The organism is Salinimicrobium flavum (genome assembly GCF_042684505.1).
In the GTDB taxonomy this organism is placed as follows: domain Bacteria; phylum Bacteroidota; class Bacteroidia; order Flavobacteriales; family Flavobacteriaceae; genus Salinimicrobium; species Salinimicrobium flavum.
Genome location: NZ_JBHULT010000006.1, coordinates 952,332 through 978,370, shown reverse-complemented (window position 1 = coordinate 978,370; position 26,039 = coordinate 952,332). Strand labels below are relative to the sequence as shown.

Sequence of the window (26,039 nt, the reverse complement as noted above, 5' to 3'; positions counted from 1 at the left end):
CCCAACTAAATCTGTATCTTTGCACGTTCAAATACCTATAGGTACTTTTTTGATTTATGGAAAAGATAATAAACGAGAAACAGCAAGGAAATTCACTGGTCACAGAACCTAAAACCGGCAATGCACGTAAGCTGATGATAGAGAGCTATGGTTGCCAGATGAACTTTAGTGACAGCGAGATCGTGGCGTCAATTCTGGCGAAGGAAGGTTTTGATACTACCCAGAATCTCGAGGAGGCAGATCTTGTCCTTATCAATACCTGCTCTATTCGTGACAAGGCAGAACAAACGGTAAGAAAGAGACTGGAGAAATATAATGCCGTTAAGAAGATCAACCCGGGGATGAAGGTTGGAGTACTGGGCTGCATGGCAGAACGCCTGAAAGAAAAGTTTCTGGAAGAAGAAAAGATCGTGGACCTGGTTGTGGGGCCCGATGCTTATAAAGACCTGCCAAACCTTATTAGTGAGGTGGAAGAAGGTCGTAACGCAGTGAACGTGATCCTCTCCAAAGAAGAAACTTACGGGGATATTTCTCCCGTGCGTCTGCAAAGCAACGGGGTATCGGCGTTTGTATCCATTACCCGTGGCTGCGATAACATGTGTACTTTTTGTGTCGTGCCTTTTACCCGCGGAAGGGAAAGAAGCCGCGACCCGCAAAGCATCCTTGAAGAAATAAATGACCTGGCAACACGGGGCTTTAAGGAGGTAACCCTCCTTGGACAGAACGTGGATAGTTATTTATGGTATGGCGGCGGACTGAAAAAAGACTTTAAAAATGCTTCGGAAATTCAAAAAGCAACAGCTACCAATTTTTCCGGACTTTTAAAACTGGTTGCAGAAGCACATCCAAAAATGCGGGTAAGGTTCTCTACCTCCAATCCGCAGGATATGACCCTTGATGTGATTGGGACCATGGCACAATACCCTAACATCTGCAGGTACATTCACCTGCCGGTACAGAGCGGCAGCAACAGGATCCTGAAAGAAATGAACCGTCTGCATACCCGTGAGGAATATTTTGAATTGATCGATAACATCAGGAGGTTGATGCCAGAGTGTGCCATTTCCCAGGACATGATCACCGGATTCCCGACAGAAACAGAGGAAGATCACCAGGATACCCTCTCTTTAATGGAGTATGTAAAATATGATTTCGGATTCATGTTCGCTTATTCAGAAAGGCCCGGAACCATGGCGGCAAGGAAGCTCGAAGATGATGTTCCCGAAGAAGTAAAGAAAAGACGTCTCACAGAGATCGTTAATCTTCAGCAGAAACACAGTCACTTCAGAACTCAGCAGTTCGTGGGGAAAACTGTAGAGGTGTTGATCGAGAAAGAGTCCAAAAAATCTGATGCCCACTGGAGTGGAAGAACTACTCAGAACACTGTTGCAGTGTTTCCCAAGGAAAACTACAAAGTGGGAGATTTCGTCAATGTGAAGATAAATGACTGTACCAGTGCTACCCTTCTCGGAGAGGCGGTTGAGTACAGCGGCAATAATTAGTGAACAGCTGGCAGAAAATGCCATTAAAAGAATTTTGAATTCTCAATTTTGAATCTTGAATTAAAGAATGGAAAGCATTCAGGCAATTAAACAACGTTTCGGCATTTTGGGTAATGACGAAAAGCTGAACCGGGCGGTTGAAAAATCCATCCAGGTCGCACCTACAGATATATCTGTATTGGTAACAGGAGAGAGCGGAGTTGGGAAGGAGAGTATCCCAAAGATCATTCACGCACTTTCCCATCGCAAGCACGGTAAATACATTGCTGTGAACTGCGGAGCCATTCCCGAAGGCACAATTGACAGTGAGTTGTTTGGTCACGAAAAAGGGGCTTTTACGGGAGCCACTCAATCCCGAAACGGTTATTTTGAAGTTGCCGACGGGGGTACAATTTTCCTGGACGAAGTTGGGGAACTACCGTTAACCACCCAGGTCAGGTTGCTCAGGATCCTGGAGAACGGGGAGTTTATAAAGGTTGGCTCCTCAAAAGTGCAAAAAACAGATGTGCGTATTGTTGCCGCCACCAATCTCAATATGACGGAGGCCATCAAAAAAGAAAAATTCAGGGAAGATCTTTATTACAGATTAAGCACGGTTGAAATACACCTGCCGCCTTTGCGGGAACGCAAGGAAGATATTCATTTATTGTTCAGGAAGTTTGCGGCAGATTTTGCCATGAAATACAAAATGCCCACCGTTCGGCTGGAGGATGATGCGGTTGCATTGCTTCAAAAATATCGATGGAATGGGAACGTGAGGCAGTTAAGGAACGTTGCAGAACAAATATCTGTTTTGGAACAGGAACGAAGTATCAATGCTGAAAAACTCAGGGAATACCTTCCGGGCATTGGGAGCAACCTGCCTGCAGTCATCGAGGAGAAGAAAAGGGAAAGCGACTTCAGCAATGAACGGGAGATCCTTTATAAGGTGCTTTTTGATATGAAAAACGACCTTAATGACCTTAAAAAACTTACGCTGGAGCTTATGAAGCATGACAACAGCGAAAAAGTAAAGGAAGAGAACGAAGGCCTTATTGAGAAGATCTACGGAAATAATGATGAGGAGGAAGTAGTTCCTGAAGAGATCACCGACGAACAACTGGAAGTGCTTCAAATTCCGCAGAATAATACTCCCGATAAACAGGATAAATATTACTTTGCAGAAGAAATCGAGGAAGAGGAAACCCTTTCCTTGCAGGATAAAGAACTGGAGCTCATCAAGAAATCCCTGGAACGTCACAACGGCAAAAGAAAGGCTGCCGCAGAGGAACTTGGGATTAGTGAGCGCACCCTTTATCGCAAAATCAAACAATACGACCTTTAAAAAAGCTATTTTCGATACCTATTTATGAAGAAGATCCACTTACTGTTTTTTGGCCTGTTACTCCTGACTTTCCAGTCCTGCGGAATCTATTCGTTTTCAGGTGCAGATACCGGTGCCGCCCAGACCTTCCAGGTAAATTACTTTCAGAATGCAGCAGCCATCGTAGAGCCGGGCATTGACCGAACTTTTACCCTGGAACTTCAGGATCTCATACAGAGCCAGACCAACCTCAACCTTACAGACAACAACGGAGACCTGGTCTATGAAGGGGAGATCGTAGATTATTACGTTGCTCCCATGAGTGCCACCGCAGAAAGTACCGCGGCACAAAACCGGCTGACCATTGTGGTCCAGCTCCGGTTCTTTAACACCCTGGATCCCGATAAGGATCTTGACCGCAGGTTCTCCTTCTATTATGATTATCCTGCCAATGCACAACTTTCAGGGGCAGTTTTGGCAACCGCACTGGAAGAGATTTTCACCCGTATCACCCAGGATATATTTAATGCAACCCTTGCGAACTGGTAATGAAAAAAGAGGAAATAACATACCTGCTCCAAAATCCTGCTGCGATAAGTTTCGGGCAGACGGGCGCGATCAGGGAAATTATTGACCAGTATCCCTTTTTTCAGGCTGCCAGGGCGGTATATTTAAAAGGATTGAAAAATGCCAATAGCCTGCACTACAATAAAGAACTTAAAGTAACTGCCGCCTATACCACAGACCGGGCTGTGCTGTTTGATTTTATCACTTCCGAAGAATTTAACCAGAACCAGATCGCCAGTGAGATAAGGAAACAGGAGCAGCGACAAAAAGATAGGGAGCACCGGGAAGATAAAGAAGAGAATATCACCCTGGACCAGGCCCTGAAAATGAAGTTACGGGAATCTGAACAGGTATTTGATCCCGAATTATTCCGCAGATCTGAAAAAGAACAGAATAAAATTGAAAAGGACAGGAAAGAGGATTCCCTGCAGCTGGGAAGCCCCTTACGCTTTGACAAGAACGAAAATCACTCTTTTACAGAGTGGTTAAAACTAGCGACGGCTAAACCCATCGAGAGGGAAGGCACCGGTGGCAATCAAGAAGATCCAAAATCGAGAAAATACGACCTCATCAATGAATTCATTGCGAAGAATCCGCGGATAGATCCTGCAAAAAACACCAGGAAGATCAATCTGGCCGAGGAGAATATGGCAGGCCCTGAATCCTTAATGACAGAGACTCTTGCCAGGGTATACCTGGAACAGAAAAATTATAAAAAAGCAATACAGGCTTATAAAATTTTAATTTTGAAAAATCCCGAAAAAAGTGGTTTCTTTGCAGACCAAATTCGGGCAATAGAGAAATTACAAGACAATAATAATTAATTATAATGAGCACGTTTACAATCTTTTTAGCACTTATCATAATCGTTGCATTTTTGCTGGTGGTAGTTATCATGGTACAGAATCCAAAAGGAGGAGGACTGTCTTCTGCATTTGGGGGAGGTGCGAATCAAATTGGGGGAGTTCAAAAAACATCTGATTTCCTTGATAAAAGTACCTGGACCCTTGCTACTTTATTATTGGTGCTCATCCTTCTTTCTAACGTGACCATTATGGACAGTGGTTCTGTAGGAGAATCAAAGATCATCAATGGTAGTGAACCAGAAGTTGAAACTAACGTACCTGCTCCAATTCAGCCTCCTGTTGAAAATCCGGGAGAAGAAAACTAAAAAACATACACCCATATATCAAATGCCGGCTTCTGACAAGCTGGCATTTTTTTTTGCCATATGTCAGCATTTTCCAAGTGGCACAATTTTCGTCTTATCCGGTATTCAGTAACGAATTCATTAACTAAAAATACACTTGTAAAATGGCACTAAACATTAAACCTCTTTCAGACAGAGTACTTGTTGAGCCTGAAGCAGCTGAGACTCAAACAGCATCAGGTATCTATATTCCCGAAACAGCAAAAGAAAAGCCTCAAAAAGGCAAGGTAGTAGCAGTAGGCGGCGGTAAAAAAGACCACGACATGACTGTCAAGGTAGGCGACACCGTGCTTTACGGAAAATATTCGGGAACCGAACTTAAACTTGAAGGTAAAGATTACCTTATCATGAGAGAGGATGATATTCTTGCCATAGTATAATACTGTGGTTCATACCGCCTCTTTCCTGACGGCGGTTTTTACCAGAATTTTTTAACAACTAACTAATTCCCTTAGGGGAGAAAAAATACTAAAAATGGCTAAAGACATAAAATATGACATTGAAGCCCGCGACGGGATCAAGCGCGGAGTTGACGCATTAGCAAATGCAGTAAAAGTTACACTGGGGCCAAAAGGCCGAAATGTGATCATCAGCAAATCTTTTGGAGCTCCTGTAGTGACAAAGGATGGTGTAACTGTTGCAAAAGAGATCGAATTAGAAGATGCTCTTGAGAACATGGGTGCTCAAATGGTGAAGGAAGTTGCTTCCAAGACCAATGATATTGCAGGTGACGGTACAACCACCGCTACGGTTCTTGCACAGGCCATTGTTAAAGAAGGTCTTAAGAACGTTGCAGCGGGTGCAAACCCGATGGACCTTAAACGAGGAATTGACAAAGCAGTTGAAGCTTTGACCGCCAACCTTAAGGAGCAAACTCAGCAGGTAGGGGACTCTTCAGAAAAGATCAAGCAGGTAGCTTCTATCTCTGCCAATAACGACGATAAAATTGGAGAGCTGATCGCCCAGGCCTTTGGAAAAGTTGGAAAAGAAGGGGTGATCACTGTTGAAGAAGCTAAAGGAACAGATACCCATGTTGATGTGGTAGAAGGAATGCAGTTTGACCGCGGATACCTTTCTCCTTACTTCGTTACCAACAGCGAGAAAATGACTGCAGATCTTGAAGATCCATACATCCTTATCTACGACAAGAAAATCTCTTCAATGAAAGATTTGCTTCCTGTACTTGAGCCTGTTGCTCAAAGCGGAAAGCCACTTTTGATCATTGCTGAAGATGTTGACGGGGAAGCCCTTGCAACTCTTGTGGTGAACAAACTGAGAGGTTCTTTAAAGATCGCTGCGGTAAAAGCACCAGGATTTGGAGACAGAAGAAAGGCGATGCTTGAGGATATTGCCGTATTGACAGGAGGAACCGTTATTTCTGAAGAAAGAGGGTATACTCTTGAGAATGCAACTATCGATCAATTAGGTACTGCCGAAAAAGTTGCGATTGATAAAGACAATACTACTGTTGTAAACGGTGCCGGTGAGAACGAGGCTATCAAAGCCCGGGTAAACCAGATCAAAGCCCAGATAGAGACTACTACTTCAGATTATGACAAGGAAAAACTTCAGGAGCGTTTGGCTAAATTAGCCGGAGGTGTTGCGGTACTTTATGTAGGTGCAGCTTCAGAAGTTGAAATGAAAGAAAAGAAAGATCGTGTTGATGATGCCCTTCACGCAACCCGTGCGGCTGTTGAGGAAGGAATCGTTGCCGGTGGTGGTGTTGCCCTGGTACGCGCTAAAGCCGTGCTTGCTAACCTTGAAGCTGCGAATGCAGATGAGGCTACCGGTATCCAGATCGTAAGTCGTGCTATTGAAGCCCCACTTAGAACTATCGTTGAAAATGCAGGTGGTGAAGGTTCTGTAGTGATCAATAAAGTACTTGAAGGAAAGGGCAACTTCGGATATGATGCTAAAACTGATACTTACGTTGACATGATGACCGCAGGTATCATCGATCCTAAGAAAGTAACCAGAGTAGCGCTTGAGAACGCTGCTTCAGTTGCCGGAATGATCTTAACTACCGAGTGTTCACTGGTAGACATCAAAGAAGACAACCCCGGTGGCGGAATGCCACAGGGAATGGGCGGAGGTATGCCCGGAATGATGTAAAATAGAATTGAGATATGAGTATTGAGATTTTTATACTCAAATCTTAAGTTAGAATATAAAACCCGCTTCTTTGCTGAAGCGGGTTTTTTTTGCGATACCTTCAAAAGACAGTGTCTTACAAAAAGATCTTTTTGAAGCATCTTATTTTTACACCGGTGCGGCTGAGGTATTGAAACTTTGCACTGCCCTTTGTGCCTGCAGCAGGTGTCTTTGATTGTGATAGATCACCACTCTAAGGGTATCACCCAGCCGAAGTTTGATCCAGCCAGCTATACTGGTCCCGGTTTTTGTACGGGTGAGGCTAACCCTTTCTGCTTTTTTTAAAAGGTCCAGTATTTTATTCTGATCTTCTATAAAATGATCTATTACCTCCTTACCAATGACCTTTCCCAGCGGATTCGAACTTTTCAAAGTTTTCATCTTCCTTGATTCCTGACCAGGACGCATACTCTTTGCGAAGTAATTCCCTAACCTGCCGCTCTTAAAGATCTCCTCTGCAGGAAAAGGGGAAGTGTCGGTCTGTTTCCCAATCTCGGACAGGTAATAGTCTCCATAGAAGTTAAGATGTTCGATACATTCGAGAGCTGTCCAGGAAGCAGGAGCGGTTCTGTAATTAAGTGTTCCTGAAGACTTATTTTTTAATTCTTCAGGAACAACAATATTTTTCAGGGTCAGCTCTCTGAGTTCCCCCAACAAAACGATAGATTGAATTTTCATTCACTTTAAATTATTTCGGGCAGGTTGAAGGAATTAATTAACCTTCAGGAATTCAAAAGCACCTTTGCGCAAATTTATCCCGTGCTCTAAATATGCTTTTAGGCAGGCCAGGAAATTGGCCCATCCCTCAGTATTCTGGGCCAGCCACTTGATTCCGGTTTCATCCGGTTCCATTTCCCCTTCGGTCACTCTCGCAAGGGTGGAATTCCCGTTCATGGGTAGCAGGGTGATTTCTACCAACAGTTTTTTATCTTTTGACCCTTCCCATTGAAAGGAAATATATTCATCTGTAGTGATCTCTACTACCTCTATTTCAACCCACTCATCAAATTCCGGGAATTTCCATTGCAGGGTTTTCCCCTCTTCCATCCTTCCCGAACTTTCAGCAATAAAATAATTAGACATATTATCGGGCTCCAGAATTGCCTCAAAGACATCGTTCACCGGCCTTGCAATCTGGATAGCGGTACTTATTTTAAGTTTCTCCATGAATAAATGTTCATTTATAAGATTTTAATTTTTGTTTTCCTCTTTGGTATAACTCACCATCCAGTTGACACCAAATTTATCTGTGAACATCCCGTAGTAGCTTCCCCAAAAGACATCACCAACAGGCATGATCACATTTCCACCTTTAGAAAGACCATTAAAAATCCGATCTGTCTCTTCTTTGCTGTCAAGACCGAGAGAAACGGAAAAATTATTTCCTATCACCAGTGCCGGACCCATTTCACCCGTCGTATCACTACCCATCAGAGAGTTGCCATGGCCTACTGGCAAGGATACGTGCATGATCTTGTTCTTGTGCTCTTTAGGAATTATCATTCCTTGGTTTTCGGGAATCTCAGAAAATCTTCCGAGATATTCGAATTCCCCACCCAATACTGATCTGTAGAATTTAAAAGCCTCCTCGCAGTTGCCGGGAAAAGTCAGATAAGGATTTAAAATCGCCATTTGTTATTGGTTTACAGTTGCTTATCTAACTAAGTTAGAAATTTGTCACGAGAAAAGAAAAGCCTGCTGCCCAAATAAAAATAAAAAAGTCATCCCGGGGGATGACTTTTTTATAATTCTATAGATCGATTGTCAGGAAACCGCTTTCAACCGTTTGATTCCGGATTTATCCAGTTTCTCTTCAGCATACTCCCTGTCAACAACCAGTTTGTTATTCTTGCCTTCAGGCATTTCAAACATGGCATCTGTAAGGATGGCTTCACAAAGGGAACGCAACCCACGTGCCCCCAGTTTATATTCTATCGCCTTATCTACAATAAAATCAAGTGCCTCATCTTCAATGGTAAACTCAATATTATCCATCTCGAACAGTTTTTGATACTGCTTGATAATGGCATTTTTAGGTTCGGTCAAAATTGAACGAAGGGTTTTCTTATCGAGTGGGTTCATATGGGTAAGCACCGGCAAACGCCCTATGATCTCAGGAATAAGTCCAAAATCCTTCAGGTCTTTAGGGATTATATACTTAAGAAGGTTCTCACGTTCAATGGCATCATCGGTCTTGGAGGCACTAAAGCCAACAGCCTGCATATTAAGCCTTTTGCTGATGTTGCGTTCAATCCCGTCAAAGGCACCACCGGTTACAAACAGGATGTTCTCTGTATCTACCTCGATGAATTTTTGATCAGGGTGTTTTCTACCTCCTTTGGGCGGTACATTCACCGTGGTCCCTTCCAAAAGTTTCAGTAAAGCCTGTTGTACCCCTTCGCCAGATACATCACGTGTGATTGAAGGGTTGTCGCTTTTACGGGCAATCTTATCGATCTCATCTATGAAGACGATACCGTGTTGTGCTTTTTCAAGGTTATAATCTGCAGCCTGTAGTAATCTGGTAAGGATACTTTCCACATCCTCCCCCACGTATCCTGCCTCGGTCAATACGGTGGCATCAACGATGGCAAGCGGTACATTGAGCATTTTGGCAATGGTCTTGGCCATAAGGGTCTTACCGGTACCGGTCTCCCCAACCATGATTATGTTACTTTTCTGGATCTCAATATCATCATCTGTCACCGGTTGCAGCAATCTTTTATAATGATTGTACACCGCTACAGAAAGTACTTTTTTAGTGTGTTCCTGGCCTATTACATACTGGTCAAGAAAAGACTTTATAGCCTGTGGCTTTCTTAATTTAAGTTCTGAAGATAGCTCACTGCTCCCCTCCTGTTTTGATTCTTCAATAACAATACCGTGCGCCTGCTCAATACAGCGGTCACAAATATGTGCGTCCAGGCCTGCGATGAGCAAATTGGTTTCCGGTTTTTTCCTTCCACAAAAGGAACATTCTAATTCTTCTTTCGCCATAAATTTTTTATTGCAGTTTTCGCGGCACGAAAACTTTATCTCTACATTCTTCTAAAAAGAACTTTTAGGTTCTTGATAAAACTTCATCAATCATTCCATATTCAAGGGCCTTATCGGCCTTCATCCAATAGTCCCGGTCACTGTCATTTTCAATCTTGTCATAAGATTGGCCGGAGTGTTTTGCGATGATCTCATATAATTCCTTTTTAAGGGTAAGGATCTCACGGGCGGTGATTTCAATATCACTGGCCTGCCCCTGTGCCCCACCTAACGGCTGGTGGATCATCACACGTGAATGCGGCAGTCCGCTTCGTTTTCCTTTTTCACCGGCACATAATAAAACCGCTCCCATTGAAGCCGCCATTCCTGTACAGATCGTTGCAACGTCGGGTTTGATGAACTGCATCGTATCATAGATCCCGAGGCCTGCATAAACCCCTCCTCCCGGAGAGTTGATATATATCTGAATATCCTTGGAGGCATCTGTACTCTCAAGGAACAACAATTGTGCCTGAATAATGTTGGCTACCTGGTCATTGATAGCAGTACCCAGGAAGATAATACGGTCCATCATCAGCCTGGAGAAAACATCGAATATGGCAATGTTCATCTGCCTTTCTTCAATGATATTCGGGGTCATCCCCATAGGGTTCATGCTGCTAACGATCTTGTTGTAATAGTTACTGTTGATACCGTGATGTTTGGTAGCATATTTCTCAAATTCTTTTCCGTAATCCATTTAAAATGTATTTTCTGTTTAACCGGTTTAAAAAGGTTTTTCGGGCCTAAAACCGTCCCTTTTTTAGTTGCCAAAAAAGGCGTTATCCCGCATTTGGTCTAACGCCTTAAAGATATAAGTATTAATTTATAAAAGTTCTATTGATAAACTTCTTTAACAAATTCTTCATATGTTACCTCTTTCTCCTCAAGGTTTACTTTCTCTTTGTAAAGCTCAAGTAGTTTCTGGTTCATCAACTGCTCAGAAAGGCGTTTCACCTCATCCTGGCGTGAAAGGATACGGGCAGCGATATCATCCAGTTCTTTTTCCTCCGGGTTCATCTGTCCAAACTGGGCCATTTGTTCCCTGATACGGTCTTTGGCGAAAGCTTTAAGATCCTCGAATTTTACTTCGAGTTTATGATCAGCTATCAACTTCCCTTCAATTAACTGAAATCTAAGTCCTTTTTCGCTTTTCTCATATTCCTCACGGGCTTCTTCTTCTGAAAGCTCTTTTTCTCCTGCAGTCTGTATCCACTTCTGAAGGAATTCCTTCGGAAGGTCGAACCTGGTGTTTTCAATAAGCATTTCGGTCACATCGTTAAGCAATTGCTGGTCGCCCTGCTGCCCGAATTGTTTGGCAGCATCTTCTTTGATCTTATCTTTAAGTTCGGTTACCGAAGTTACTTCCCCTTTTCCGAAGAGCTTATCAAACAGTTCCTGGTCAAGATCTGCCAACTCCTGCTGGTTGATCTCAGAAACGGTGAATTCCACCTCCACATCAAGATCGTGTGCCTTATCATGCTCTACCTGAAGGAATTCCATAAGGTCGTGATCATCTTCAAAAAGCCCTTTGGTCTTTACAGTGATCACATCACCGGCTTTGGCCCCAATGAATTTATCTTTGTTCTTCTTGCCTTTTATTTTTTCTATGGGTAATGTTGCTTTGGCTTCAATACCCTCCTCTTCATTCTTAAAGGTACCCGTTACCTGGTCACCTTCCTCAGCTACTTCTTTAGAGATAAGTTTCCCATACTGCTTCTGAAGGGTTTTCACCTGGTTCTCAACCATCTCCTCACCGGCTACGATCTTATAATGGGTGATAGGTTCCTTATTCTCCAGACTTACTTCGAACTGCGGAGAAAGCCCCAATTCAAATTCAAAAGTATAGGTGTCGTTGTCCCAGTCAAAATTCTCCTGCTCTTTAGGCAACGGATTTCCAAGAACATCAAGTTTCTCTTCGGTAAGATATTTGTTGAGGGCGTCCTGAAGTAATTTGTTCACTTCATCAACCAATACTGCCTTCCCATACTGTTTCTTCACCATTCCCATAGGCACATGCCCTTTCCTGAAACCGGGAATATTGGCATTCTTACGGTAATCCTTTAAGACCTTTTCAACTTTGCCACTGTAGTCTTCTTTGGTAATATCTACCTTCACTACCGCATTCAGCTCATCGATATTCTCTCTCGTTATATTCATTATAAACTCTTATAAAAATTGGTTTGCAAAAGTACAACTTTTTTAAGAGCAAGCAAAGTTTCAAAAACCTGAAATTCAGAAGGCTTTATTTCTTTTCGGCAATGGAGTAGAACAAGGATTGAAAAATAGATAAAAGGACGCTAAAGAGCAACGCGATCCAGAATCCCGACACATCAAAACCACTTACAAAGGCATCAACCAGCAGAATGATAATGGCATTGATCACAATAAGGAACAAGCCAAGGGTAAGAATGGTGACCGGCAGGGTAAGTAAGATCAATACCGGTTTTACAATAAAATTGAGAAGCGCCAACACCAGGGCCACAATTATAGCAGTAAGGTAACCTGCAACGGTCACCCCCGGTAGGAATTTGGCAAGAAAAACGACCACTACGGCCGTTAACAGAATTCGCAATATAAAAGTCATAGGTTGGTTTTAAAACCAATATACGATTTTTCCAAAAGAAAAACGCCGGAGGTTATCCGGCGTTTTAAATATTTAAAGAACATATACTATTGAGCTACATCATTGCTTACAGTAATAGTTCCGTAGTTACCCACATTAACTTTCGGAACGGTAGCGCCATATTTTGCATTGATAGCGTCTATCATTCTATTTGCAAGTATGGCTGAACCTCTTGGGGTGAGATGAATACCATCTAAAGAAAAAGCTCCTCCGGTGACAAATTCTGCGGTTACAAGTCCCCCGTCATATGGGATCCCACCGGTAGCCATTTGCTGGATAATCTCATTGACATCCACATAGGCCAAACCTTTTTGCTGGGCGATTCCCTGTATTGAAGTGTTAAAGGCCATACGTGCAGTATTAAGCATGTTAACTTCATCTTCTGTGAGTACCAGCTCATCTTTCATTGGGAAAGTGATGCCTGTTACAGCCAGTTGACCTGCCTGTTCCTGTGGCAGTCCTGCCAGCATCCACGCCTGTACAGCTGCCATATTCACCTCTGCAATTGCACCTGCACTGGTCAACAGTACTCTGTCGTCAGCTGTGGCTTGTCTTGCCTGCCCGAATTGTACTCCATACTGTTCTGCCAGGGCCTCAGGATAACCGGCCTGCATCAATGCTCCCTTAATTTGCATAGAAATATCTGTAAGGGCTTCATCTATTATCACTAAAGGACTCGCACCTGCCGGGTTAAATTCTATGGTATATTCGGTTTCAGCGATCTTGTTGCCTTCAGCATCAAATTCCTGCGTTCCTCTTACTGCGGAGATGATCTGGTTAAGACCGGCAAAACTTTCATTCAACGCAGGGATCATAGGTCCAAAATCAGGATCTGCAGGGCTAAGCGGCGCATAAGGCACCCTGGTAAAGAAAGGTGCTACGGTAACATCAGGAACGGCATTCACCACTCCTTCTTCGGCACCAGCTGCTATCAAATCGTCTACCACTTGGGAATATACCCCGGCAAAAACCATTGGATTCGTAATATCATTACTCCCGTAATTAGCCGGGCTTTCGGTGGCGGTCTGGACTACTCCTGCCCCACCTGAAGTAGCAAAGCTTAAAATATCGTTCTTGCCTATCCATAGACTAAAGAAGGTTGGATTTTGAGCTATTGCATCCTCAAGAATAGTTGCATTGGGAGAGGAGGCAAAACGGGCAAAATAAGGATTTGCCTGGCCGGCTTCCACTCCCGCTGCATTTCCATAACCTTCTGCAAACAGGTGAAAACTTTTCATTCCTGGCACCCCCATATTGTTGAAGGGCCCTGTAAGGACATTGGTTACTTCGGTAGTAGGCGTAGCATCTAAATTTTTGGGCATTGCATTCCCTTCAGCGTCAAAAGCCAAAACTAATCTCGTATCAAAACCTTCGATTTGATTTCCATTCAGCAAAAGTCCACCGTAATTATCAGCCATTAATGGCTGAGTGAAGTCGCCTCCACCGGCTTTTGCAAATTGATTGGCAAGAATGTTAGGATAAGAAGCTTCCTGGGCAGTTATGTACAAAGCATTATCTGCATATCCCGAAGTAATGGAATTTCCTATTGCCACAAAATTAGAAAAATCGGCATCCCCACTGGTATATGCGTCATTAGCATCTACCGGATTTTCGAAATCGGGCTCACAGGCCACCATTCCAAGGGCAAGTATCCCGATATATTTTATATAGTTTTTCATTGTATAGGATCTTTTTATTAAAGTTTGTAAGTCACCCCTAGTCCGGGAATAAAGGCCACAGATTTATAGGTACCTCCAAAAGGTACATTTTGTCCATTCTCATCAACGTAATGATCATAAGAAGCATCAATCTCATCAAATCTTATATAGGCAAAAGAAGCGTCAATTGCGAGTCTTGAAGTCACATCAAGAGACAGACCTGCGGTGAAGCCCATAGAATCATTTCGCGGAGTTTCGGGTGCGAAATATCCGGGTTGCACGGGGGATTCGTCTAAGTAATATCCGGCACGAAGCACCAGTTTATCGGTAGCGTTATACTGAGCCCCAAATCTCCAGGTATTGGAGTCTTCATAGTTGCGGGCATTTTTTGAAACGGTTCCGTTAGCAAATCTGATATCCAAAGATTCATACACTTCCCAGAAAGTGCGGTTGAAATCAAAAGCAAAAAGCCATTTATCATTGAACTGGTAGGACAATCCTACAGTAAGTTCGGCCGGCAAAGGCAACTCGGCGCTAAATGAAGTATCGCTGTATGGCAAAAGAGGGGAGTTGGGAACATTTTCGAAATCTGCATCCCCGCCTTCAGCATTCATAATGATCTCAGAACGATAGTTCACTCCAACACGAAGATCTTCAGTAGCCGTGAACATAGCCCCTACAGACCAACCCCACTCATTAACACCCGAGGCATCAATGGTAACATTAGAACGGTTCCCTTCAGTATCGGTAAGGGTACGGGTAAGGTTACGATTAAAGTTAACAGATCCTGTCACGAAGATTGGCCCACCCCCGATGCTCAGGAAATTGGCAACTTTGAAAGAAACCAAAGGCTGAATATAGATCGCCTGAAGTTCAATATTATTCACCAGGTGAGAACCGGCCCAGTCATCCTCCCACTTAACGGTGCTACCATAAGGAGTGTAGATACTTAGGCCCAGGGACATCCAGTCTTTAAGTTTATAGGCTGCATTGAAATAGAATGGGGTTCCTGCAGGATTATCTGTACGGTGGATCTGCCCGGTATCTTCATTTTGCCAGGCCACGTCAGAAAAAACGGCGCTCACCCCGGCAGAAATAGTAAGTTGATCTTCAAGATATACCAGTCCCGCAGGGTTAAAGAAGCCCAGTTCGGCACTGTTAACAACGGCAACCCCGGTGTGCCCCATGGCAAGCGCACGCTGCCCCTGGACACTTACCCGATAACCGCCGGCATAGGTTACGGCGCTTGCCAGTGCAAACACCATCAAGAATAAAAGTTTTCTCATAATTAGGATTAAAGATTAAAATATTCGGATCATTGGTTCAAAAATAGCACAAAATAGATATAATGCAAGAATAACTGTCATTTTATTATGCGTGCACAATAAAAAGATAAAATGATTACAGGAAATTCATTACGGCCTGTAAAAAGGCCTTTTTATTCTCAGCGTGTACCCAGTGCCCTGATTTAGGAATAGTGACTACTTCAGCTTCCGGAAAATGTTTTTCAATTAGCCGTTCATCCTCCACGGTTATGTAATCAGATCTTTCACCCCGAATAAATAAGGTGGGTTTGTTATATACAGCATCGGGATCCAGGGCCTGGCCTACTTCCTCAATGTTTTTAATTAATGCCTCCAGGTTTAACCTAAGTGCCAATCTGGTTTTTGTTTTCCAGTAAAGGTTTTTCAGGAGAAAAAGGCGAATACCCTCCTCTTTTACATATTCTGCGAGCAGGTCTTCTGCCTCACCCCTTGAAGAAAGACTGGCCTCTTCTATCGCCTGCAATCCTTCAAGGATCTGCTGGTGGTGTGGGGCGTAATATTTGGGAGCGATATCTACAACGATAAGTTTATCCAGGATATGAGGAAAAAGGGCCGCAGCGGTCATAGCTGTTTTTCCACCCATAGAATGCCCAAGAAGGATACAGTTCGCCAGCGAGTGGGAATCTATATATTCTTTTAGGTCACGGGCCATAACCAGATAATTGAACTCTTCACTGTGAGGACTTCTACCATGGTTTCGCTGGTCGATCAAATGTACTTCATAACCCGCACCGGCCAATTCCTTTCCAACGGTTTTCCAGTTGTCGCTCATTCCCAGGAATCCATGCAGGATCAAAATGGGTTTTCCTTCTCCTAAAACAGTAGCATGTAATTTCATTAATCTTTCAGAAGTTTTAGATATTGGCCAATCACATTTTCAAGTCCCATGTAGATAGATTCCGCAATAAGGGCATGTCCTATGGAAACCTCCAGTAATCCGGGAATATTTTCTTTAAAGAACCTGATGTTTTGCAGAGAAAGGTCGTGGCCGGCATTAATTCCCAGTCCAAGTTCCCCGGCGATCTCTGCACAACGGGTATAAGGTTCGACAGCAGCCTTATTACCTTTAGCATACTGAGTGGCGAATTCCTCGGTATAAAGTTCGATCCTGTCAGTTCCGGTTTTTACCGCTCCTTCAATCATCTTTGGGTCAGGATCGACGAAAATGGAGGTGCGAATACTGTTATTTTTGAACTCAGCGATGATCTCTTGCAGGAAATCCCGGTGTTTGATCGTGTCCCAACCGGCATTCGAGGTAATGGCATCTTCAGCATCGGGGACAAGGGTGACCTGCTCGGGTTTTGCCCTAAGTACCAGGTCTACGAATTGTTTTATGGGGTTCCCTTCAATATTGAATTCAGTATAAACAATGGGTCTAAGATCAAAAACGTCCTGGTACCTGATATGCCGCTCATCGGGCCTTGGGTGTACGGTGATGCCTTCTCCCCCAAACCTTTGTACGTCTTTAGCCACCTGCACCACGTTGGGAACGTCGCCTCCCCGGGAGTTTCTAAGGGTCGCGATCTTGTTTATATTTACACTTAACTTGGTCATTTTTCGCAGTTATTTCAAACAAAAATACAAAGTTGAATAGGCAAAAAAGTACTTTATTTTAATTAATTTGCAGAAAAATCGAGGCGTTATGAACATACAGCCGTATATTATTAATGAGATTGAAATCCCGGAGACTACCTCGAAAATCGGGGACCTGCAGTCTATTTTAGACCAGGTGAGCTACACCCATATACCGGTGCAAAACAAGGGAATTTATGTGGGGAGTATGTCTGAAAATGATATTCATTCCTTTGATGCCTCGAAAACCGTTGAACACTACCACTATGCCCTTGAGGGGTTTTTTGCCCGGGAGAGCGACAACTGGCTGGATGTACTCCATGCTTTTTCCAGGAACCAGTGTAATATAATTCCGGTACTTGATGAAGAGAATAAATACCTTGGATATGTTGAATTGCATGACATCATGAACCTTTTCACTGAAACCCCTTTTCTGAATAACCCCGGTGGGATATTGATCGTGGAAAAGGGCTATAAGGACTACTCCTTCAGTGAGATCTGCCAGATCGTGGAATCTAACGGAGCTCACGTATTAGGTGCATTTCTTTCGAATATTGAGGACGATCTTGCGCAGATAACCGTTAAAACCGGAATTACCCCTATTAATACCTTGCTTCAAACCTTCCGCAGATATGGATACAAAGTAATATCCTCCCACCAGGAAGATTCATACTCTGCTGATTTAAAGGACCGCTCCAGATACCTGGATAAATACCTAAATATTTAAACATGAAGATAGGTATCTATGGTCAATTCTATCATGTCAATTCCAGTGTCTATATTGAAGAACTGCTCAATGTACTCGATCATGAAGAAATTGAGATCGTTATTGAAGAGGAGTTCCTGAAGCTGATCGAACAAAATCAAAGCATCGAAAAAGGCTTTAGCCACATCAAGACCTTTACAAAACTGGATGACTCCTATGATGTGTTTATGAGCGTGGGTGGTGACGGAACCATTTTAAAGGCGATAAATTATATCAAGGACCTCAACATCCCGGTAATGGGTATAAATACCGGCCGCCTTGGTTTTCTTGCCACGGTAAATAAGGAGAACATTCGCGGCACCATTGCCAGGCTCATCAAAAAAGAATACACCATTTCTGAAAGAACACTTTTGTGCATGAGGACAGAGCCTGAAGATAAAGACCTCTGCGACAGTAATTATGCTCTTAACGAGATCGCGGTAAGCAGGAAGAACACCACCTCCATGATCACCATTGAAACCTGGCTTGATGAAGAATACCTCACGGCGTATTGGGCAGATGGCCTTATCATTTCAACCCCTACGGGTTCTACCGGATATTCCCTTAGCTGCGGAGGCCCGGTGATCACCCCCGCGACTAAAGCCCTGGCCATTACCCCTATTGCACCCCATAATTTGAATGCCCGCCCTTTGATCATTAAAGACAATACAAAGATCACTTTAAAGGTCTCTGGAAGAGAAGATGAATACCTGGTCTCTATGGACTCCCGTATCGCTACCCTAAAGAAAAATACGACGGTTACCATAGAGAAAGCCCCTTTCAAAATTAAAATGATACAATTCACCGGAGACACCTTTTTAAAGACCCTTCGGAAAAAACTCTTATGGGGAGAAGACAAGCGCAATTGAACAATAAAAACCTCTGAAAGTTGTTAATGCTTAAGTACAAATCCGCTCAAATTATTGTGGAGCAAACATTATTGTTATATTTGCAAACTTTTGAAAACCTATGAGGTATATAGTTGTTATGGTCCTTATGTTCTTTTTTGGCAACCAGGCATATTCCCAGAATTTTGAGATTGGCCCTTTTATAGGAGGCGCGAATTACATAGGGGACGTGGGCAACTCTACCTATATAAGGCCCAGTAATCTCGTCTTTGGCGGGCTGGTAAAATGGAACCGAAGTGACAGGCATGCCTTCAGGCTATCACTGCTTTACGCAGAGATTGAGGCTGATGACGCAAACTCTCACGACACCCGCCGGCAACAAAGGGGGTATTCCTTTTCCAATACCATAGCCGAAGCTTCCCTTGGCCTTGAATTCACTTTTTGGGAATGGGATCTGCACGCGAATACCTACCAGTCTACCCCATATCTCTATACCGGCATCAATTATTATCACGCCAAGCATTTTATGCTGCGCAACAGGGCGTATACGAACCCTGCCAACAACGAATTGGAGGAGGCAGGCAATAACTGGGAATTTTCCGTCCCTTTAGTGATGGGCTATAAACAAACCCTGACCAATTTTATGGCCGGCGGCATTGAGATAGGCGCCCGTTATACGTTTACAGATAACCTGGACGGTAGTCAGCCTTCAGAAGTAAACGGAGAATACAACCGTTGGAACTTCGGGAATTCCAACACCACAGACTGGTATGTATTTACCGGCATCTACCTAACTTTCAACTTCGGAAGAGGAGCTGACTGCTTCAACAAATACTAATATGAATTTTAAAGAAAAGATCGATCCCGAAAAATTACCGCAACACATAGCCATCATCATGGATGGCAACGGCAGGTGGGCCAAAAAGCAGGGATTGGTTCGTGCAATGGGGCATGAAAAGGGCACAAAAGCCGTACGCGAGGTGGTGGAGGCCAGCAGTGAAACAGGTATCAAAAACCTTACTTTATATGCATTTTCCACAGAGAACTGGAACCGACCCAAGCGTGAAGTTGACACCCTTATGAAGCTATTGGTCTCCTCGCTTAAAAAGGAGATCAAAACTCTTCAGGACAATGACATTAAGCTGAATGCCATAGGTTGTCTCGAAAATTTACCTGCAAAAGCAAATAGGGAACTTGAAGAAGTGATCAAAAAAACCAGCGGCAATAACCGCATGACGCTTACACTCGCTTTAAGCTATGGTTCAAGGGAAGAACTTACCCATGCAATAAAAGAAATTGCCGAAAAAGTCAAAAACGACGAGATTTCCTCGAAAGCTATTGATGAATCGGTTATAAATGAGCATCTTTACACCCGAAATTTACCCGATGTAGATCTTTTGATCAGGACCAGCGGGGAACAGCGCATTAGCAACTTCCTTTTATGGCAAATTGCTTATGCAGAGTTATATTTTTCAGAAATACTATGGCCGGATTTCCGTAAGGAGGATCTTTTTGAGGCCATTTATAATTATCAAAACAGAGAACGAAGATTTGGAAAAACAAGTGAGCAACTTAGTTAGTGCATCTACAACAAAGAATATAATAGCACTCCTGGCATTTTGCCTTTTTTACAGCATCCATTCACAAGCACAGGACCTGCCACTTGCAAATGGCAAAGAATACATCATAGGAGATATAAATGTTACGGGTACCGTTTCTTATAACGAGCAAACCGTGATTGCCTTTACAGGATTAAAGAAAGGTGAAAAGATTTACATTCCCGGGGACAGGATCAGTAAAGTTTTGAAAAAACTCTGGGATCTGGGACTTTTCAGCGACATCAACATTTATGTGACCAGTATAGAAGGAGACACGGCCAACCTTGAACTGGAGATCCAGGAAGTACCTGCCCTGGCCGACGTAAAGATTCAGGGGGTAAAGAAAAAACAACAGGAGGAATTGATCAAGGAAAATAAGCTCACGCCAGGTGCGAAGGTCACCGAGAACCTCCTTACCACCACTAAGAATTATATTGAAAACAATTACAGGGAAGACGGTTACCTCAACACAAAGGTCTATATCAATGCCGTTCCTGCCGAAGATACGACCGGCGCAAATTTAATGAACCTGGTTGTCAATATTGACAAAGGGGAAAGAGTGAAGATTGAAGATATTGAATTCGAAGGCAACGAGGCACTTTCAAACGGATTCCTAAAACGTCAAATGAAAAAGACCAAAGAACAAAACTTCTTTAGGTTCTGGAAAAGGTCAAAGTTTATACCTGAGGATTACGAAACAGATAAAGAGAATATCCTTGACGCCTATAAGGAAAGAGGCTACCGTGATGCCCGTATTGTTTCAGACACGCTCATCAAAAGAGATGAAGACGACGTGGCGCTTAGGCTTAAACTCGAAGAAGGGAATCAATATTACTTCGGAAATATAAATTTCGTGGGGAACAGCGTATATTCAGACGCTGAGTTGCAGAGAACCCTTGGAATAAGCAAGGGAGATGTATATAACGGGGTTTTATTGGAAAAACAGATCGCCGATGAAACCAAACCCGATGCGAATGACCTTACCAACAAATACCAGAACACCGGTTACCTGTTCTCCAACATCAACCCTGTTGAAGTAAAGGTCTACAATGACACTATTGACTTTGAAATAAGGATAAGGGAAGGAAAAGTGGCTTATTTTAACGATATTTCGGTAGTAGGTAACGACAAGACGAAAGATCACGTGATCTACCGGGAGATCAGGACCAAACCGGGAAACAAATACAGCAAAGAGGACGTAGTAAGAACGGTTAGGGAACTTGGGCAGTTGGGATTCTTTGATGCCGAAAACCTGAAGCCTGACTTCAAGAATGTAGATCCCAACAGCGGAACACTTGACCTTGAATACTCTGTAGTTGAAGCCGGTGCCAGCCAGATAGAGCTTCAGGGTGGTTATGGTGGAGGTGGTTTCGTAGGAACCCTTGGCCTTTCGTTCAATAACTTCTCTCTTGCAGGACTGTTTGACAAGGAAGCTTATAAACCATTACCTATGGGAGACGGACAAACCCTTTCCCTGCGGGCACAAGCCAGTACATATTATCAAACCTACAGCCTTTCATTCTCTGAACCCTGGTGGGGAGGAGTTAAACCTAGAAGACTCTCTCTCTCATTACAACATACAGAACAATATTTTTATGACTACCGCAACAGGAAAGCAGATAAGGATCGTAAGTTCTCTATATCTGGGATAACTCTTGGACTTGCCAAAAGGTTAACGGTGCCAGATGACTTTTTTGTCTTATCACATGCCGTTGCCTTTCAACATTACAACCTTAGCAATTACAACACCGGTTTATTCACTTTTGGAGACGGATATTCCAACAACCTTTCCTACACTGTAGGTTTAACCAGGGATAATACCTTTACCAATCCTATCTTCCCTATGGGAGGTTCGAAATTTGAAATACTGGCAAAATTTACACCACCTTATTCCCTTTTCAATGATGTAGATTATGCAAACCTGGACAAAGAAAGAGAGTTCCAGCTTGAAAATGAAGACGGGGTACTTACCCAGGGCGCATATAACTCTGCGGGTCAACTGGTGCCAACCCGGCCTTTGAGAGCAGGCGAAGAGCCTATTGGAGACCCGGCCAAGATTGACCAGGAAAAGTATAAGTGGCTGGAATTCTACAAAATAAAGTTCAATGGAACATGGTATGAGAATTTATTTGCTAAATTAGTAATGCGCGCTCATGCCGAATATGGATTCCTGGGAGCATATAATAATGATAGGGGAATTCCTCCTTTTGAAAGGTTCTACCTTGGAGGTGACGGAATGGGAACTTACAGCCTTGATGGCAGGGAAGCCATAGCCATGAGAGGTTATCCTAACCAATCATTGGTGCCGGTGAACCGTGGCAGCATGAGCAGGGCTTCAGATAATGACGGAGCAACAATTTATAACAAATACTCGCTTGAATTAAGGTATCCAATTACCCTTAAGCCAACCGCATCTATATATGCTTTAACCTTTGTGGAAGCAGGTGCCTCTTATGATGGGTTCAGGAATTTTAACCCGTTCGAGGTTAACAGATCTGCGGGTGCAGGACTACGAATATTTATGCCTGCATTTGGATTACTGGGTATTGATTTTGGATATGGATTTGATCCTGTTCCGGGTGAGACCAAGAAAAACGGTTGGGAAACTCACTTTATAATTGGACAACAGTTTTAATTTGGCACGGTATTTTCTAATAGCTATGTAACTATGAAAAGATCAATTTTAGCCCTCGCTCTAATTTTTGCCGGTTTCACCGCAAATGCACAGCAAACGGTGAGAATTGGTTATGTAGACATGGAATACATCTTGCAGAACGTTCCTGAATATCAGGAAGCCTCTGCTCAACTTGAGAGAAAGGTCCAGCAATGGAAAAAGGAAGTGGAGACCGAACTTAGCAGGATTGAAAAGATGAAACAGGAGTTGGCCAATGAAAAACCGCTTCTAACCAGTGAGCTCATTGAAGAACGTGAAGACGAAATTAGGTTTGAGGAAGAAAAGATCCTTGAATACCAGCAGAAAAGGTTCGGGCCCCAGGGGGACCTCATTACCCAGAAATTACAACTGATAAAACCTATTCAGGATCAGGTATTTGTCGCGGTACAGGAAATTGCAGAAGCAAGAAAATACGATCTTATCTTCGATAAATCGGCAGATGTGATCACCCTTTATGCAGCTGAGAGGTTGGATGTAAGTGACCAGGTGCTGAGAAGTATTACCAGAGCTTCAAACAGGGAGCAGCTGGAGTCAAGAAGAGAAAAGCAGGATCTGCTGAGAAGTGAAGACAAGACTGTAGAACAGGATGCCGAGGTCACTGAAAGGAAAAAGATCCAGGAAGCAAGAAAGAATGAGCGGGAGGCCTTGCTTGAAGAAAGAAAACGTTTAAGAGATTCTGTAAGGACAGCCAAGCAGAAGGAATATGAAGAGAGAAGGGCAAAATTGCTGGAAGAGCGTCAAAGGAAAAAAGATTCCGTAGCAAAAGCCCGGGAACAGAAAAAAGAAGATAACAATTAACCCCGCCGGATATTCGGCCAGATATAAACAGAAATTAATAACTCAACAATTAATACTTTTAAAATGAAACAATTCAAGACCTTTTTAATAGCTGCAGCCCTAATTTTCGGTGCAACTTCTTTCGCAAACGCTCAGACAAAGGTGGCTCATATCGCTACCCAGGAGTTGATCGAACAGATGCCCACCTATAAATCAGCTATGAATCAGTTGGAGAAGCTGCAGAAGACTTATGATACTGAGATAAAGGACATGGTGACTGAAGCTCAAGGTACCATGAAAAGATATGAAACTGAAGCTCAAACCAAGACTGATGAGGAAAATGCAAAAAGAGCAAACGAACTTCAGCAAACACAGAGAACCATAGGTGAATACCGCCAGAATGCAATGCAGGAACTACAAAAGAAGGAAATAGAGCTTCTTAAGCCTGTACTGGAAAAAGCACGTACCACCATTCAAAAGGTTGCCCGTGCAAAAGGATTTGACTATGTACTTGACTCTACTACCGGAACAGGGGTGATCATGGCAGATGGATACGATCTTATGCCCGATGTAAAGAAAGAATTGGGAATCTAATCTTTTGAAAAAATAAATCTTTAAAAACTGCGCATCAATGATGCGCAGTTTTTATTTTTACACCAATGAGCAAAGACAGTCCTATTGGCATTTTTGATTCTGGGGTAGGCGGAACTTCCATCTGGAAGGAGATACATGAACTCCTCCCCCTGGAACATACCATCTATCTCGCTGACAGTGATAATGCTCCCTATGGCGAAAAACCGGAAGAAGAGATAAAACGCCTCAGCGTAAAAAATACTGAAAAACTCCTTGAAATGGGAGCCAAGATCATAGTGGTTGCATGTAATACCGCAACCACCAATGCCATTAAACACCTGCGCTCCACCTATAACCTTCCCTTCATAGGAATAGAACCGGCCATAAAACCGGCAGCCCTTTACAGCAGGAAAAAATGTATTGGCATTCTGGCTACAAAAGGTACACTCTCCAGCGAACTTTTTGCCAAAACCTCAGATCTGTACTCAAAAGACACCAAAGTAGTGGAAGTTGTGGGCAGCGGACTTGTAGAATTGATCGAGAGAGGAAGAAAAGACTCCCCTGAAATGGAAAAGTTGCTCACCTCCCTCCTGCAGCCAATGATCGATGCAGAGATAGATTACCTTGTTCTGGGGTGCAGCCATTACCCCTTCATTATACCAACCTTAAAGAAGATCCTTCCCCCCAAGGTTAGTTTTATTGATTCGGGCATGGCAGTAGCCAAACAAACCAGGCTGGTGCTTCGCAGTCTTGACCTTTTGACCGAAAGCCGGCAGCACAAGCCTGAATTTTTCACCAATGGTGATCCCCACATACTCGACAGGATAATACCGGCACCCTCTGACACTTTTTCAATCTCTTACATGGATTTCTAGACTCTAATAGGAATGATTCTAAATACCAGCTAAGGAACCATTTGGATTTTGTATTTTTGCAAAAATTTTATCATGAATCAATTTACCATCTCCATACAACCTACGACCAAACCTACTATTGTAAAGTTTGAGGCCAATAAATTCCTTACCCGCCACGAGAGTTTTGAATTCCGGAATATCGACGAAGCAGGTAGGTCTCCACTTGCACAACAGCTTTTCCACCTTCCGTTCGTAAAGACGGTTTATATCGCACAGAATTTCGTAGCACTTGAAAAATATAATATTGTTCACTGGAAAGATGTACAACAGGAAATAGCAGACCAGATAGAATCTTTTCTGAACAGCGGAGGAGTAGTAGTTTCCCCATCAGAAGAAGATAACAAGAAGATCCCTGTAACAGTTTATGCCGAAAGCACACCGAATCCTACGGTGATGAAATTTGTTTCAAACAGAAAACTGGTGCTTCATACAGTAGAGTTCAAAAATATTGATGAGGCAAAAAACGCCCCTCTGGCTAAAGAACTTTTTCACTTTCCTTTTGTAAAAGAAGTTTTTTTGGATGAAAATTATCTTTCTATAACAAAGTTTGATATCGCTGAATGGGAAGAGATCACCCAGGAATTACGTGAATTCATAAGGAATTACCTCGAACAGGGAAAGGAAGTCCTGAATGAAGACCACGCAGCACCAGCCGAACCAAATCCTACAGAAAAAACAACTATACAGGAAGTTCAGTTGGATGATACCTCTAAAGAGATCGTAGCAATCCTGGAGGAATATGTGAAGCCGGCCGTAGCTAGTGACGGAGGAAATATCCTGTTCGATTCATACGATGAAGAACAGAAACTGGTAAGGGTTATCCTTCAGGGAGCTTGCAGCGGTTGCCCCTCCTCTACCTTTACCCTTAAAAACGGAATAGAGAACATGTTAAAAGAAATGCTTCAGGACCGTGTAGAAAGAGTGGAAGCCATCAACGGGTAAACTTACCGACATAACATT

Annotated in this window: 27 protein-coding genes; 16 read left to right on the top strand and 11 right to left on the bottom strand. The window is 43.1% G+C overall.

Translation table 11 applies throughout. The features are described from left to right. The first annotated feature begins 56 nt into the window (after window positions 1-56). The 7 genes from miaB to groL all read left to right on the top strand — a co-directional run bounded on the left by miaB (window position 57) and on the right by groL (window position 6,694). Window positions 57-1,502, top strand: a complete 1,446-nt coding sequence (gene miaB / locus ACFSTG_RS07905; protein ID WP_380750680.1) for a tRNA (N6-isopentenyl adenosine(37)-C2)-methylthiotransferase MiaB — start codon at window positions 57-59, stop codon at window positions 1,500-1,502. A 67-nt stretch (window positions 1,503-1,569) separates the two neighbouring features. After that, on the top strand, window positions 1,570-2,826 hold the full coding sequence (locus ACFSTG_RS07900; RefSeq protein ID WP_380750676.1) for a sigma 54-interacting transcriptional regulator: 1,257 nt from the start codon (window positions 1,570-1,572) through the stop codon (window positions 2,824-2,826). 24 nt (window positions 2,827-2,850) lie between these two features. After that, complete coding sequence (lptE, locus tag ACFSTG_RS07895) at window positions 2,851-3,354, top strand: LPS assembly lipoprotein LptE (RefSeq protein ID WP_380750673.1); 504 nt, start codon at window positions 2,851-2,853, stop codon at window positions 3,352-3,354. Continuing rightward, window positions 3,354-4,196, top strand: a complete 843-nt coding sequence (locus ACFSTG_RS07890; RefSeq protein WP_380750670.1) for a hypothetical protein — start codon at window positions 3,354-3,356, stop codon at window positions 4,194-4,196. The genes lptE and ACFSTG_RS07890 overlap by 1 nt, the downstream gene beginning before the upstream one ends. 5 nt (window positions 4,197-4,201) lie before the next feature. Then, entirely contained in the window at window positions 4,202-4,543 is a 342-nt protein-coding gene (gene secG, locus ACFSTG_RS07885) for a preprotein translocase subunit SecG (RefSeq protein ID WP_380750667.1), read from the top strand. A gap of 143 nt (window positions 4,544-4,686) precedes the next feature. Beyond that, window positions 4,687-4,962: a co-chaperone GroES gene (locus tag ACFSTG_RS07880; protein ID WP_380750664.1), complete on the top strand. Its 276-nt coding sequence runs from the start codon at window positions 4,687-4,689 to the stop codon at window positions 4,960-4,962. A 94-nt stretch (window positions 4,963-5,056) separates the two neighbouring features. Further along, window positions 5,057-6,694 carry a chaperonin GroEL gene (gene groL, locus ACFSTG_RS07875; RefSeq protein WP_380750661.1) on the top strand — a complete coding sequence of 546 codons (1,638 nt, stop codon included), beginning with the start codon at window positions 5,057-5,059 and terminating at the stop codon, window positions 6,692-6,694. A gap of 147 nt (window positions 6,695-6,841) precedes the next feature. Here groL and ACFSTG_RS07870 read toward each other — a convergent pair whose 3' ends face one another. The 11 genes from ACFSTG_RS07870 to ACFSTG_RS07820 form a co-directional block, all read right to left on the bottom strand. Next, window positions 6,842-7,411 (bottom strand): DinB family protein, encoded by a 570-nt coding sequence (locus ACFSTG_RS07870; RefSeq protein WP_380750658.1) that lies wholly within the window; start codon window positions 7,409-7,411, stop codon window positions 6,842-6,844. Between the two features lie 33 nt (window positions 7,412-7,444). Continuing rightward, window positions 7,445-7,900, bottom strand: a complete 456-nt coding sequence (locus ACFSTG_RS07865) for an SRPBCC domain-containing protein (protein WP_380750655.1) — start codon at window positions 7,898-7,900, stop codon at window positions 7,445-7,447. A 24-nt stretch (window positions 7,901-7,924) separates the two neighbouring features. Beyond that, window positions 7,925-8,365 carry a VOC family protein gene (locus ACFSTG_RS07860; RefSeq protein WP_380750652.1) on the bottom strand — a complete coding sequence of 147 codons (441 nt, stop codon included), beginning with the start codon at window positions 8,363-8,365 and terminating at the stop codon, window positions 7,925-7,927. A gap of 132 nt (window positions 8,366-8,497) precedes the next feature. Next, on the bottom strand, window positions 8,498-9,730 hold the full coding sequence (gene clpX / locus ACFSTG_RS07855; RefSeq protein ID WP_380750649.1) for an ATP-dependent Clp protease ATP-binding subunit ClpX: 1,233 nt from the start codon (window positions 9,728-9,730) through the stop codon (window positions 8,498-8,500). Window positions 9,731-9,794: 64 nt separating this feature from the next. After that, on the bottom strand, window positions 9,795-10,469 hold the full coding sequence (gene clpP / locus ACFSTG_RS07850; protein ID WP_380750646.1) for an ATP-dependent Clp endopeptidase proteolytic subunit ClpP: 675 nt from the start codon (window positions 10,467-10,469) through the stop codon (window positions 9,795-9,797). A gap of 137 nt (window positions 10,470-10,606) precedes the next feature. Further along, window positions 10,607-11,929 (bottom strand): trigger factor, encoded by a 1,323-nt coding sequence (tig, locus tag ACFSTG_RS07845; RefSeq protein WP_380750643.1) that lies wholly within the window; start codon window positions 11,927-11,929, stop codon window positions 10,607-10,609. An 85-nt stretch (window positions 11,930-12,014) separates the two neighbouring features. Further along, window positions 12,015-12,356 (bottom strand): phage holin family protein, encoded by a 342-nt coding sequence (locus ACFSTG_RS07840; protein WP_380750640.1) that lies wholly within the window; start codon window positions 12,354-12,356, stop codon window positions 12,015-12,017. A gap of 86 nt (window positions 12,357-12,442) precedes the next feature. Then, window positions 12,443-14,074, bottom strand: a complete 1,632-nt coding sequence (locus tag ACFSTG_RS07835; protein WP_380750637.1) for a G-D-S-L family lipolytic protein — start codon at window positions 14,072-14,074, stop codon at window positions 12,443-12,445. 17 nt (window positions 14,075-14,091) lie between these two features. Continuing rightward, window positions 14,092-15,339 carry an OmpP1/FadL family transporter gene (locus tag ACFSTG_RS07830; RefSeq protein WP_380750634.1) on the bottom strand — a complete coding sequence of 416 codons (1,248 nt, stop codon included), beginning with the start codon at window positions 15,337-15,339 and terminating at the stop codon, window positions 14,092-14,094. A gap of 115 nt (window positions 15,340-15,454) precedes the next feature. Further along, window positions 15,455-16,216, bottom strand: a complete 762-nt coding sequence (locus tag ACFSTG_RS07825; RefSeq protein ID WP_380750631.1) for an alpha/beta fold hydrolase — start codon at window positions 16,214-16,216, stop codon at window positions 15,455-15,457. Next, window positions 16,216-16,932 (bottom strand): pyridoxine 5'-phosphate synthase, encoded by a 717-nt coding sequence (locus ACFSTG_RS07820; RefSeq protein WP_380750628.1) that lies wholly within the window; start codon window positions 16,930-16,932, stop codon window positions 16,216-16,218. The genes ACFSTG_RS07825 and ACFSTG_RS07820 overlap by 1 nt, the downstream gene beginning before the upstream one ends. 88 nt (window positions 16,933-17,020) lie before the next feature. On the opposite strand from ACFSTG_RS07820, the gene ACFSTG_RS07815 reads away from it, so the two are divergent. The 9 genes from ACFSTG_RS07815 to ACFSTG_RS07775 all read left to right on the top strand — a co-directional run bounded on the left by ACFSTG_RS07815 (window position 17,021) and on the right by ACFSTG_RS07775 (window position 26,021). After that, on the top strand, window positions 17,021-17,677 hold the full coding sequence (locus ACFSTG_RS07815; protein ID WP_380750625.1) for a CBS domain-containing protein: 657 nt from the start codon (window positions 17,021-17,023) through the stop codon (window positions 17,675-17,677). 2 nt (window positions 17,678-17,679) lie between these two features. Beyond that, the gene (locus ACFSTG_RS07810) at window positions 17,680-18,564 is read left to right on the top strand and encodes an NAD kinase (protein WP_380750623.1); all 885 of its coding nucleotides are present in this window, start codon (window positions 17,680-17,682) and stop codon (window positions 18,562-18,564) included. Window positions 18,565-18,664: 100 nt separating this feature from the next. After that, the gene (porG, locus tag ACFSTG_RS07805; protein ID WP_380750621.1) at window positions 18,665-19,381 is read left to right on the top strand and encodes a type IX secretion system protein PorG; all 717 of its coding nucleotides are present in this window, start codon (window positions 18,665-18,667) and stop codon (window positions 19,379-19,381) included. A gap of 1 nt (window position 19,382) precedes the next feature. Then, window positions 19,383-20,123 carry an isoprenyl transferase gene (locus tag ACFSTG_RS07800; protein ID WP_380750618.1) on the top strand — a complete coding sequence of 247 codons (741 nt, stop codon included), beginning with the start codon at window positions 19,383-19,385 and terminating at the stop codon, window positions 20,121-20,123. Continuing rightward, window positions 20,107-22,776 (top strand): BamA/OMP85 family outer membrane protein, encoded by a 2,670-nt coding sequence (locus ACFSTG_RS07795; protein ID WP_380750615.1) that lies wholly within the window; start codon window positions 20,107-20,109, stop codon window positions 22,774-22,776. The genes ACFSTG_RS07800 and ACFSTG_RS07795 overlap by 17 nt, the downstream gene beginning before the upstream one ends. 33 nt (window positions 22,777-22,809) lie before the next feature. Continuing rightward, on the top strand, window positions 22,810-23,613 hold the full coding sequence (locus ACFSTG_RS07790; RefSeq protein ID WP_380750612.1) for an OmpH family outer membrane protein: 804 nt from the start codon (window positions 22,810-22,812) through the stop codon (window positions 23,611-23,613). 63 nt (window positions 23,614-23,676) lie between these two features. Next, on the top strand, window positions 23,677-24,186 hold the full coding sequence (locus ACFSTG_RS07785) for an OmpH family outer membrane protein (protein WP_380750609.1): 510 nt from the start codon (window positions 23,677-23,679) through the stop codon (window positions 24,184-24,186). A 65-nt stretch (window positions 24,187-24,251) separates the two neighbouring features. After that, window positions 24,252-25,040, top strand: coding sequence for a glutamate racemase (gene murI, locus ACFSTG_RS07780; RefSeq protein ID WP_380750606.1), 789 nt, complete (start codon window positions 24,252-24,254; stop codon window positions 25,038-25,040). 72 nt (window positions 25,041-25,112) lie between these two features. Continuing rightward, window positions 25,113-26,021: a NifU family protein gene (locus ACFSTG_RS07775; protein ID WP_380750603.1), complete on the top strand. Its 909-nt coding sequence runs from the start codon at window positions 25,113-25,115 to the stop codon at window positions 26,019-26,021. Window positions 26,022-26,039: the final 18 nt, after the last annotated feature.